The sequence below is a fragment of the Shewanella sp. SM74 genome (genome assembly GCF_025653725.1).
Lineage (GTDB): Bacteria > Pseudomonadota > Gammaproteobacteria > Enterobacterales > Shewanellaceae > Shewanella > Shewanella oncorhynchi.
Map to the genome: position 1 here is coordinate 185174 of NZ_JAKKRZ010000003.1, position 12413 is coordinate 197586.

Annotated in this window: 8 protein-coding genes; 7 read left to right on the forward strand and 1 reads right to left on the reverse strand. The window is 47.2% G+C overall.

The genetic code is table 11. The features are described 5' to 3' along the window. Positions 1-17 precede the first annotated feature (17 nt). Entirely contained in the window at positions 18-1886 is a 1869-nt protein-coding gene (dxs, locus tag L5M49_RS04745; protein WP_263265553.1) for a 1-deoxy-D-xylulose-5-phosphate synthase, read from the forward strand. Between the two features lie 126 nt (positions 1887-2012). Here the strand turns inward: dxs and grpE are convergent, their stop codons facing one another. Continuing rightward, entirely contained in the window at positions 2013-2633 is a 621-nt protein-coding gene (gene grpE, locus L5M49_RS04750) for a nucleotide exchange factor GrpE (protein ID WP_113941025.1), read from the reverse strand. Between the two features lie 100 nt (positions 2634-2733). On the opposite strand from grpE, the gene nadK reads away from it, so the two are divergent. The 6 genes from nadK to L5M49_RS04780 all read left to right on the forward strand — a co-directional run bounded on the left by nadK (position 2734) and on the right by L5M49_RS04780 (position 12184). After that, positions 2734-3612, forward strand: a complete 879-nt coding sequence (gene nadK / locus L5M49_RS04755) for an NAD(+) kinase (protein ID WP_081729057.1) — start codon at positions 2734-2736, stop codon at positions 3610-3612. A 1016-nt stretch (positions 3613-4628) separates the two neighbouring features. Next, complete coding sequence (locus tag L5M49_RS04760; protein ID WP_049821741.1) at positions 4629-6272, forward strand: L-lactate permease; 1644 nt, start codon at positions 4629-4631, stop codon at positions 6270-6272. 77 nt (positions 6273-6349) lie between these two features. Beyond that, positions 6350-9154 carry an FAD-binding and (Fe-S)-binding domain-containing protein gene (locus L5M49_RS04765; RefSeq protein ID WP_263265554.1) on the forward strand — a complete coding sequence of 935 codons (2805 nt, stop codon included), beginning with the start codon at positions 6350-6352 and terminating at the stop codon, positions 9152-9154. A 310-nt stretch (positions 9155-9464) separates the two neighbouring features. Next, the gene (locus L5M49_RS04770; RefSeq protein WP_006085148.1) at positions 9465-10208 is read left to right on the forward strand and encodes a (Fe-S)-binding protein; all 744 of its coding nucleotides are present in this window, start codon (positions 9465-9467) and stop codon (positions 10206-10208) included. Between the two features lie 10 nt (positions 10209-10218). Then, on the forward strand, positions 10219-11613 hold the full coding sequence (locus L5M49_RS04775; RefSeq protein WP_131522986.1) for a lactate utilization protein B: 1395 nt from the start codon (positions 10219-10221) through the stop codon (positions 11611-11613). A 1-nt stretch (position 11614) separates the two neighbouring features. Beyond that, positions 11615-12184 (forward strand): lactate utilization protein C, encoded by a 570-nt coding sequence (locus tag L5M49_RS04780; protein ID WP_168823311.1) that lies wholly within the window; start codon positions 11615-11617, stop codon positions 12182-12184. Positions 12185-12413 lie beyond the last annotated feature (229 nt).

Consider the following 12413-nt stretch of genomic DNA (forward strand, 5'->3'; position numbering starts at 1 on the left):
AGTCGAAGTATCTCGCTATGAGTTTGGACATTTCTCAGTTTCCCGTGTTGGCGCAGGCCAACACCCCCAATGAGCTCCGCCAGCTTCCTCAGGCACTTTTACCACAAGTAGCCGATGAACTGCGCGAGTTCCTTCTTAAGTCTGTTGGCATGTCCAGCGGACATTTTGCCTCTGGGCTCGGCACAGTAGAACTCACTGTGGCACTGCACTATGTCTACAATACCCCCTTTGATCGACTGATCTGGGACGTAGGCCATCAAGCCTATCCCCATAAAATTCTCACGGGTCGACGTGACAAGATGCACACCATTCGGCAAAAAGATGGCTTACATCCTTTCCCATGGCGTGAAGAAAGTGAATACGACACTTTCAGTGTTGGCCATTCTGGCACGTCGATTAGCGCCGCGCTGGCGATGGCGATAGCTGCAGAAAAAGAGCAAGCAGGTCGTAAAGTGGTCGCTGTCATCGGCGATGGCGCTATGACCGGCGGCATGGTGTTTGAAGCCATGAACCACGCGGGCGACTTGCACAATGACATGCTCGTGGTACTGAACGACAACGAAATGTCGATTTCAGAAAATGTCGGCGCCCTCAATAATCATTTAGCACAACTGATGTCAGGCCGTTTCTACACCACACTGCGCGAAGGCGGCAAAAAAGTGTTGAAAGGTATGCCAGTCATCAAAGAAATGGCCAAGCGGACTGAGGAACACCTCAAAGGTATGGTCGTTCCTGGCACTCTATTTGAAGAGTTAGGTTTCAACTACATAGGTCCTATCGATGGCCACGACGTAGACGCTCTGGTCGAGACCATGCGCAATATGCGTAATCTGAAAGGTCCACAGGTGCTGCACATCATGACCAAAAAAGGTCGTGGTTATGAACCTGCTGAAAAAGATCCTATCGGTTGGCATGCTGTGCCTAAGTTTGACCCATCACTATTTAAAAAACCGGCCACCAAACCCGGTTTACCGACCTTTTCTCAAGTCTTCGGTAAATGGTTGTGCGACATTGCCGAACAAGATGAGAAAGTGTTAGCGATTACTCCTGCGATGCGTGAGGGTTCTGGCATGGTGGAGTTTTCCCAGCGCTTCCCGAAACAATATTTTGATGCAGCGATTGCCGAGCAGCATGCAGTCACCTTAGCGGCGGGTTTTGCCTGCGAAGGTTTCAAGCCTGTCGTCGCGATTTACTCGACTTTCCTGCAACGCGCCTATGATCAGCTTATTCACGATGTCGCACTACAACAATTGCCCGTGTTATTTGCCATTGACCGTGGCGGTATCGTCGGTGCCGATGGTCCAACCCACCAAGGTGCATTCGATTTAAGTTTTATGCGTTGTATCCCTAATATGGTGATCATGGCGCCGTCCGATGAAAACGAATGTCGTCAAATGCTCTACACTGGCTATTGCTATGATGCAGGCCCAAGTGCGGTGCGTTACCCAAGAGGTAGTGCCACGGGAGCGATGCAAGTCGAGTCCATGATTGCGTTGCCAATTGGTAAAGGTGTCATTAAGCGCATCGGTAAGCGTATTGCCATACTTAACTTTGGTACCTTGCTCGCATCGGCATTAACCGCTGCCGAAAGCTTAGATGCGACGGTTGTCGATATGCGCTTTGTGAAACCACTTGATGTTGATCTGGTAAAAGAAATGGCACTAACCCATGAAGTGTTAGTCACTGTGGAGGAAAATGCCATTATAGGCGGTGCGGGTGCCGGAGTGCTTGAACAGCTTCAAAAGCTAAAAATGCCTAAAGCCGTACTCCAAATTGGTTTGCCAGACGAGTTCATTAAACATGGCTCGCCAGAGGAAGTCATCCACGACTTGCAACTGGATGCCGAAGGCATACTGGCGCAAATCAATGCTTATCTAGCGCAATAGGCTGAACTTGCTTATCTCGTTAAGACGCTAAATGTTATCAATAAAAAATTCCGCCCATAAAAAAGGACTGCAATTGCAGTCCTTTTTTGTTGCTGTCTTTTATAACAGCGGCTGATCCAATAAAGCTTAAGCTTCGATATCTATCGTCGCAGTTTCTTGGTTTGGGCCACCCTGTGACACCATCACCATCGCAGGGCGCAGCAAGCGACTGTTCAGCTCATAACCCTTTTGCATCACCAACATCACAGTGTTCGCAGGGAACTCGGCGCTTGGCTGCATGCCAATCGCTTGATGTTGGTCAGGGTTAAATGACTGACCTTGTGGATCAATTTGCTTAACACCAAATTTAGCCACCGCAGTGAGTAAGCTTTTTTGAGTTAACTCAACACCTTGATAAATCGCTTTCGTCGCTTCATCTTCTGGGTTTGTACCCATTAGCGCGCGCTCCATGTTATCAAGCACAGGCAAAAGCTCATTGGCGAACTTTTCCAAGGCAAACTTGTTCGCCTTTTCCACATCCATTGCGGCACGACGACGAATGTTATCGACCTCGGCTGCGGCGCGGATGACTGAATCCTTCTGCTCTTCAACTTTCGCCAAAGCTTCAGCGAGTAACTGTTCCAGCTCTTCAATACGGAAATTGGCCTGGGTAAGCTCATCGATCAGACTTGCTTCTGCGGTAGATACTTCAGACTCTACACCCTCTTGGATCAGATCCTGTTCTGCTTTAATCGATTCGTTGCTCATTTTCACTCCAGCTAAAAATGCTTTGTTTCTGAAATACTCTGGGCATATTATGGGGATCAATTTTGACGTTTCAAGGCCTAAGGCCAGATCTAGCATAAATATGACCACAAAGTTTCATACTATCGGCCTTATCGGCAAACCTCACCACCAAGGGACCAACCAAACCTTAAAGCGTCTGCATTATTGGCTGACAATGCAGGGCTTTGAAGTCTTAGTGGAAGAGCGTGTTGCTACCGAATTAGGACCCAATATCATAGCGGTCGATTTACTAGAAATTGGCGCGCGTTGCGACTTAGCCATAGTCGTCGGTGGTGACGGTAACATGCTCGGCGCGGCAAGGGTATTAGCCCGCTTCGATTTAGGCGTGATTGGGGTTAACCGCGGCAATTTAGGCTTTTTAACCGATCTGCCGCCCGATGCCTTCGAAGAGGCGCTCGCCAAGGTACTCGATGGAGAGTTCGATACCGAGCATAGATTCTTACTCGAAGCCGAAGTCTATCGCCACGGTATGCTCAAGGCGAGCAACACCGCCGTCAACGAAGCCGTACTCCATCCGGGTAAAATTGCCCACATGATTGAGTTTGAGGTCTATATTGACGATCAGTTCATGTACAGCCAACGTGCCGACGGCATGATAGTGTCAACGCCTACCGGTTCAACGGCCTACGCCCTCTCCGCTGGCGGCGCTATTCTGACGCCTAATTTACAGGCCCTAATCTTAGTACCTATGTTCCCGCACACTCTGTCGTGTCGCCCGATTGTTGTCGATGCGTGCAGCACCATAAAAATGGTTGTGTCACCTGAAAATGGCGAAAACCTCGAAGTCAGCTGTGATGGCCACGTGCATTTAGCCGTGTTACCCGGCGATGAAATCATAGTGCGCCGCAGCTCTGAACGTTTACGGCTTATTCATCCTAAAGGACACAACTATTTCCACGTGCTGCGGACCAAATTAGGCTGGGGCAGCAAGTTGTTTTAAGTCTGTATCTTTGGGCTAAATCACCAACAAAAGAGACATATCACGTCTCTTTTTTATTTTGTAAATTTAACCTAAAAGGTTGCCATTAAAGCCTTATCTTTTCCCCTGCACAGTCTTTGGTGAACTTTTTAGCACCTCTCACAAACGGCTGATATTCGCATTAATGACGTTTAAGCATTAATGACACTAACCAGTTTGATAAAAGTTCAAACAGTATTTTTTAGTTTTGTTACTTAAAATTTCTGCTTCAATTTCACCCTATTCTCTCAATTTCCCCTCTTAACCCATTAGAAGTGGTCACTATTTATTTCAACTTTTCTGTTGTTCTCTCAATATACTTGAATATTTTGGCTGGCTGTTCGCTCAAATAAACTGAAATTAAATTAAACAATGGTTATAAAATTTCATATTAAAGTAAAATTCATTAAGTGATATCCATCACAATAAAATCCCACCATTTTAAAAGGTGCTCTAGATCACTATAAAAAAACATTCCAAAATGGACATATTAGGCAAACATTACAATAGCTTGATGAAAATAGAAGTAAATGAGGTAATCCAGCCACAACAATCTATGCGACCTTAATCACACCTTAAAAATGACTGAAAAAACCAATAACAGACTATTAATGAAATAAATGGATCAGTTAATTGCAATAATGACGATGAATATGAGTGATAGCTCTACTTTTAATAACCAGAAAAACAACAAATTTAATTTAATATAACCAAAGTAGATATACACCCAACAGTCTAAGTGATCATTGTCACATATAAGAAAATCCCCCGAGAGAAGCACCCCGCAGCACTGTAAATTAGCATTTCATATAACAGCCAAGATGATCTAGATCATATTAGTCAAGCTCACAATAGCGTCTAGTACACAACACAGAATGTCGAGACCGTAAGTACTTGCAGTATTAACTGCTGATTTATTGGTCTGGGAAGTCGACATGAAGGCAGATGAAAAATCCTAATATCAATAATAAGACAGACCACTTTATGAAGAGGCAAGCATGACAATACTTCAACTCCTCGCTAGCTTGACGCCAGTGCTCAGTGTAATGCTATTTCTAGTGTTACTCAGAATGCCTGCATCTAAGGCTATGCCTATCTCCATGATAATCACAGCGCTCGCCGCCGTGTTTATTTGGCAAATGGATACCACATTACTGGCGGCATCGGTCCTCGAAGGACTGCTCTCAGCCATCACACCGTTAACCATCATTTTTGGCGCCGTATTCCTACTCAATACCCTGAAATACTCAGGTGCCATGGACACTATCCGTGCTGGGTTTACTAACATCAGTGCCGATGCCCGTGTACAAGTCATCATCATCTGTTGGTTATTCGGTGCCTTTATTGAAGGTAGTGCTGGTTTTGGTACTCCCGCAGCCATTGGCGCACCACTACTGGTATTGCTTGGTGTACCACCCGTTGCCGCAGCTGTCGTGGCTTTGATTGCTGACTCGGCCTGTGTATCCTTCGGTGCAATTGGCCTACCCGTACTTTTTGGGATGGAACAGGGTCTGATCCAAGGTGGCGTGAGCATGGCGGCGGAGCAATTTGCTGCCCATGGGGGTAACTATGCTGGTTATGCTCGATATATCGTCATGCATATGATCACTATCGACTTAATCACAGGGTCATTAATTCCTCTCGTAATGGTGACCATGCTAACTGGATTCTTTGGTCGCAATAAATCCTTTAAGGAAGGCTTAGCAATTTGGAAATTTGCGATTTTCTCAGGTCTTGCCTTTACCGTCCCCGCATGGATCATCAACTACCTTGCAGGCCCAGAATTCCCTTCGGTTATCGGTTCATTGATCGGTATGGCCTTAGTGATCCCGGTTGCGCGTAAAGGCTACTTACTGCCTAAAACGCCATGGAATGATTTCGCAGAGAATGACAGTCAAGAAAGCGGAAAAGTCGAAACAACGGCTAAGTTTTCCCAAATTGCCGCTTGGACACCTTACATCATCATGGCTGCGCTTTTGGTACTGTCGCGTACAGTTGCACCGTTAAAAGCATGGTTATCAAGCTTTAACATCAGCTGGACAGGCCTAATGGGCACTGAGCTTAAAGCCAGCTTCGCAACCTTATATGCACCAGGTGCCTTCTTTGTTGCCGTGTGTATTCTAGGTTTCTTCCTGTTCAAAATGAAAAGCCCTGCGATTCAGCAAACGGTCGGTGTTTCATGTAAGTCCATGTTGCCAACCATTATTTCATTAGGCGCATCAGTGCCTATGGTGAAAATCTTCTTAAACTCAGGCGCGAATGGTGCAGGCCTTGCCTCAATGCCTGTCGCTTTAGCGGATATGTTGGCAGGTTCCATGGGCGCTGTGTGGGCTTGGATGGCGCCTATCGTGGGGATTTTTGGTGCCTTCTTATCGGGTTCAGCCACCTTCTCAAACATGATGTTCTCCAGCCTTCAATACAGCGTGGCCGACAATATTGGCATGAACCACACACTGGTATTGGCACTACAAGGTATCGGTGCAAACGCCGGTAACATGATGTGCGTAATGAACGTGGTTGCCGCTGCAACGGTAGTGGGTATGGCAGGTAGAGAATCAGAAATTATCCGTAAAACAATGCCTGTTGCCATTGGTTATGCCTTACTGGCGGGCACAATAGCTACCCTGTGGGGTGGATTCTAAGCCGTTTTATTTTATTGAATGCCCGAAGTCACTCCCAGTGACTTCGGCTTTAATCTATTAATAAAGAGAGTGATGCTATGTCGATTAACTATAAACTGGTCATCGATGATCTAAGAACGCAATTAGGTGATCATCCCGTGACGGATGATCCCGTTCGCCGTTTTGCCTGGTCCACCGATGCAAGCTACTTCAGGATAGTCCCAGAAGTGGTTGTCCATGCAGAAACCCTAGAACAGGTAAAGCTCACATTAGCCGTTGCCCGTAAGCATGATGCACCCGTCACGTTTAGGGCCGCTGGAACCAGTTTATCTGGCCAAGCTATCGGTGAAGGTATTTTGTTGATCCTTGGCCATGATGGTTTTAGAAAGATTGAAGTCAGTAGCGATGCCAAACAGATCACCTTAGGTGCTGCTGTCATTGGTTCCGATGCTAACGCCGTACTCGCGCCGCTTAACCGCAAAATTGGTCCCGATCCCGCCACCATAGGCTCCGCCAAAATTGGTGGTATTGTGGCAAACAATGCTTCGGGAATGTGCTGTGGTACTGCGCAAAACAGTTACCAAACTATCGCTTCCGCGAAACTTCTTTTTGCAGATGGTACTGAACTCGATACAGGCTGTGAAAAATCAAAAGCTGCCTTTGTTAAATCCCATGGAAAAATACTGGATGCGCTGACAGAACTGTCGCACATGACTCGTCATAACACAGTGTTAGCGGACAGAATTCGTAAAAAGTATTCCATTAAAAATACCACCGGCTACGGCATCAATTCGTTACTCGATTTTACCGACCCATTTGACATCATCAACCACTTAATGGTGGGGATGGAAGGCACCTTAGCCTTTATTAATGAAGTCACTTATCACACAGTGAATGAAGCTAAATTTAAAGCCTCTGCTATGGCCGTATTCCATAATATGGAAGATGCCGCACGAGCCATACCACTGATAAACGGTGAAAGCGTTTCTGCTGCTGAACTCCTTGATTGGCCATCAATTAAAGCGGTAACGGGTAAGCCTGGCATGCCAGATTGGCTGTCTGAACTCCCTGCCCTATCAGCGATTCTACTCATTGAATCCCGTGCTGATGATGCTCAAACGCTCGAAAACTATACCCAAGATGTTACTGCAAAACTTGCTGGCTTCGACTTTATTCGCCCGATGGAATTTAGTACTAATCCTGCGGTTTATGACAAATATTGGGCAATGCGCAAAGGATTATTCCCGATTGTTGGCGGTGAACGTCCAAAGGGAACCTCAGTTATTATCGAAGACGTAGCCTTTGAACTAGAGCACCTTGCGGCTGCGGCGCACGATATCACAGAGCTTTTCCATAAACATGGTTACCCTGAAGGCTGTATTTATGGCCATGCTCTTGCGGGGAACTTCCACTTTATCATTACCCCCACCTTCTCGACTCAAGCCGATATCGATCGTTTCCATGCCTTTATGGATGATATTGCCGACATGGTGATTAACAAGTACGACGGTTCAATGAAAGCCGAGCATGGTACTGGCCGTGCTGTCGCGCCGTTCGTCGAAAAAGAATGGGGACAAGATGCTTACACTTTGATGAAGAGCATCAAACAAGTATTTGATCCACAGGGTATTCTAAACCCAGGCGTTATTCTTAACGACGATAGCAATGTCCACGTTAAAAACATCAAGCCCTGCCCTGTGGTCGATGATTTTGTTGATAAATGTATCGAATGTGGTTTCTGTGAAAAAACCTGCCCAACATCGGCACTCAACTTCTCACCTCGTCAGCGTATTGCGACTCTGCGTGAAATCGAACGTTTAGAACAATCCGGTGATAAAGCCGCCGCAGCAGAAATGCGCGCCGCCGCTAAATACGATGTAGTTGATACCTGTGCCGCCTGCCAGCTTTGTACTATTGCTTGCCCAGTGGATAACAGCATGGGCCAACTGGTGCGTAAACTGCGCACGCCGTACATCAGCACTACTGAACAAAAAGTCTTAGATTTCCAAGCCAAACACTTTGGCGCAGTTAACCAGGTTATCAGTTCAGGTTTTGACATGCTTGGCGTGATCCACAAGATCACTGGCGACAACATTACCAGTGCCCTAATGAAAACCGGCCGTTTGATTTCAAAAGAAGTGCCTTATTGGAACCCCGATTTCCCGAAAGGCGGCAAATTGCCAAAACCATCCCCCGCTAAAGTTGGCCAAGAAACAGTGGTTTACTTCCCAGCCTGTGGCGGCAGAACCTTTGGTCCGACACCCAAAGATCCCGATAACCGCACTTTGCCTGAGGTGGTCGTCACGCTGCTGGAACGTGCAGGCTATAACGTCATCACGCCAGAAAAAACCCGCGATTTATGTTGCGGCCAGATGTGGGAATCTAAGGGCGACTTTAAAAACGCCGATGCCAAACGCCAAGAACTTATCGATGCAGTGAGCAAGATGACCAATGGTGGCAAGCTGCCAGTGATCGTCGATGCCTTGTCTTGCACCTACCGCACTTTGTCAGGTAATCCAAAAGTACAAATTATCGACTTAGTTGAGTTTATGCACGACAAGCTACTGACTAAGCTCAACATCAGCAAAAAAGTCAATGTGGCACTGCACTTAGGTTGTAGCGCACGCAAGATGAAACTCGAGCCTAAGATGCAAGCAATCGCCGATGCCTGCTCAGCGCAAGTGCTCAAACCTGCAGGAATTGACTGCTGCGGTTATGCGGGTGAAAAAGGCTTGTATAAGCCTGAAATCAACGCCAGCGCACTGCGTAATATCAAAAAGCTCATTCCTGTCGAGATTAAGGAAGGCTATTACGCCAACCGTATGTGCGAAGTCGGTTTGACCCAACACAGCGGCATTTCCTACCGCCACTTAGCTTATCTGCTCGAAGAGTGCAGCCGCTAATCTGGTATGACAGTAGTAAACAACGGGGCTATTTTTTGCCCCGTTTGTTTATATAAGCGAACTATTCTCATTTATTTGTCATTAAGTACTTTTTGAGAATTTAAAACCTGAATAAATACATTTTAAAATCAATGTAATCATTGAGTTAAAATATTCTCATTTTTGAAAAAATCTACAAGCTCATTTACTAAATTAGGGCTACTTATTCCGCTAAGATAGGCCTATATTTGATCAACTACCTTAGCATTAGTGTGGATATTGGGTCACACTGCAAGGCAATGTCGTTCACTAACAAGAAAGAGAAAACACAATGAAAATCGCCCTTTTCATCCCGTGTCTAGTCAATCAAATGATGCCAGAGGTCGCGATTGCCACCTTGGAATTATTAGAGAAACTCGGGCACCAAGTGATTCTACCCGCGGGTCAAACATGCTGTGGCCAGCCGATGACAAACTCGGGTTGCTTCGATGCAGCACGCAGTACCACCCTTAAATTGCTCAACGCCTTTAAAGGAGTGGAATGCGACGCTATTGTTTGCCCTGCTGCCTCTTGTTTAGTGGCCGCTAAAGAAAACTTCCACGAGTTTGATAGCAGCCCAGAAGCACAAGCTGTGATCAACAAACTCTATGAACTCACAGAGTTTTTACACGATATCGCGCCGATCCCAGCCTTTACCAAGCCCTTCGCGCACAAGGTAAGCCTGCAACTGAGTTGCCATGGCATTCGCATGTTAAGCCTTGCCACCCCAAGTGAGCAAATGGGGCCAAGATTCAACAAAGTCGAAGCTGTATTGGCCAATATTGCAGGCATAGACATAGTGTATCCAGACCGCCGCGACGAATGCTGCGGCTTTGGTGGCACCTTCGCCGTCGATGAAGGCGCAGTGTCAGCCAAAATGGGCAAAGACAAGGCCCAAGCCCACGCTGCAACGGGTGCTGAGTATGTGGTGGGTTTTGATCCCTCATGCCTGTTGCACCTCGATGGCATGATCCGCAGACAGCAATTGCCGATTGAAATTCGCCACATAGCGCAAGTGCTAAACGCCGCGCTCTAGGAGACTCACCATGGCTTACAATCATAATCACGGGGCTAATGGCTCCCAAGTCCATGCCCATAAAGCCGATATTTTTTGCCGCGACGAAACCCGTGTCGACTGGCATTCAAAAGCGCTATGGATGCTCAGAGAAAAACGCGACCGCGCCGCGGGTAGCATCCCAGAATGGGAACAACTGCGCCAGCTTGGCTCAGAAATTAAGCTCCACACGCTAACCCATCTTGCTCAATATCTTGAAACCTTTGAACAAAACTGTATCGCCAACGGCATACAAGTCCATTGGGCGAAAGATGGCGCAGAGCACAATCGTATCGTGCATGACATTTTATCCCGCCATAAAGTCAAAAAGTTGGTGAAGTCTAAGTCTATGCTGACCGAGGAATGTCACCTCAATCCGTACTTAGAACAACGTAACATTGAGGTCATAGATACCGACTTAGGTGAGCGGATTATTCAGCTCGCTAAAATGCCGCCATCACACATAGTCGTGCCCGCGATCCATATGAAGAAAGAAGAAGTCGGCGAACTCTTCCATGAAAAACTCGGCACTAAAGCGGGGGCAGCCGATCCCTTGTATTTAACCCGCGCCGCCCGTGCCCACCTGCGTGAACAGTTCCTTAGCGCCGATGCCGCGATGACAGGCGTGAACATGGCGATTGCCGATAAAGGCGCCGTGGTGGTCTGCACGAACGAAGGCAACGCCGACATGGGTGCTAACCTGCCTAAGTTGCAGTTGCATTCAATGGGCATCGACAAAGTGGTGCCCGATATCGATAGCGCAGCCGTCTTGCTACGCACACTGGCACGCAACGCCACAGGCCAACCTGTCACGACTTATAGCGCCTTTTACCGTGGCCCACAGCCCGAAGGTGAGATGCACATTATTATCGTCGACAATGGCCGCACTGAGATGCTCAAGGATAAAATCCTCGCAGAATCATTGAAGTGTATTCGTTGTGGTGGTTGCCTCAATACCTGTCCTGTGTATCGTCGCTCCGGCGGTTACAGCTACAACTACACTATCCCCGGCCCAATTGGTATCGCAGTGGGTGCTAAGATTGATGACACTAACTCGATTGCCTGGGCCTGTACCTTGTGTGGCAGCTGTACCTATATCTGCCCAACTAAGGTGCCGCTCGATAAGATTATTTTCCACCACAGACGCCTTAAGGCTGAAGCCGGAAAACTCCCCTATGGCAAAAACAGTTACATGCCATTAGTGGGTAAATTTATGGCAAGCGAAACCATGCTGAACTGCTCTATGAGTGTGGCGAGAACTGCGCTGCGCATTCTACCTGGTAGTCTGTTAAAACCCTTTAGCGGTGCATGGGGTAAATACCGTGAACTGCCCGTTGCCCCGAACTCCAGCTTCGAAGCTTGGTTTAAGAAACACAGGAGCCTATAAGATGTCTAGTAAACTTGAAATTCTCAATGCGCTCAAACTGTCGGCCTTAACAAATCATCCTATGCCAAGCATAGAAGTGGCGCCAAGGCTCGAAAATCTCGTCGGCCAGTTCGAGACCAACCTCAATACTGTCGCGGGTACGCTGCATAAAGAAGGTGGCATCAAAGCCCTGCAAGCCAAAGTCGATGAACTTATCGCCCAAGGGTTACAGGTCATCTCCCTTGTAGAGGGGGTCACGGCAAACCGTGAAATGCCACCCACAGCCCACGAGCTCAAAAACATAGATTATGCAGTGATCCCAGGTGACATTGGCGTTGCCGAAAACGGTGCCATTTGGGTTAACAATAAGAATCTAGGCCACAGAGTGACACCTTTTATCTGTGAAAACCTGATCTTAGCCCTGCCAACGAATAAGATTGTGCCGACCCTACATCAGGCAGCCAAAGAAATCACGTTAGCCTCAGGTGAGTTCGGGGTGTTTATCGCGGGTCCATCAAAAACCGCCGATATCGAACAAGCCCTTGTCGTCGGCGCCCACGGCGCCTGCAGCTTGAACGTGTATTTGCTCTAATGCCTCGAGATTTAATGTAACCAAGAAAATTCAAGGGTTATGGAATAATCGAAACACAAAAGCCGCCTTCATTAGCGGCTTTCTTATTGAGACTTCGCTGAATGATATTTGATTTGTAGGCTGATAAACCACTAACACAGCTTACTAATTAACGTTTATTGACAAGCAGTTTACAGGCTTGCCATGGCATTCACTCGCCGACTCGGTGAATAGAAACCTAGGGCTTTAA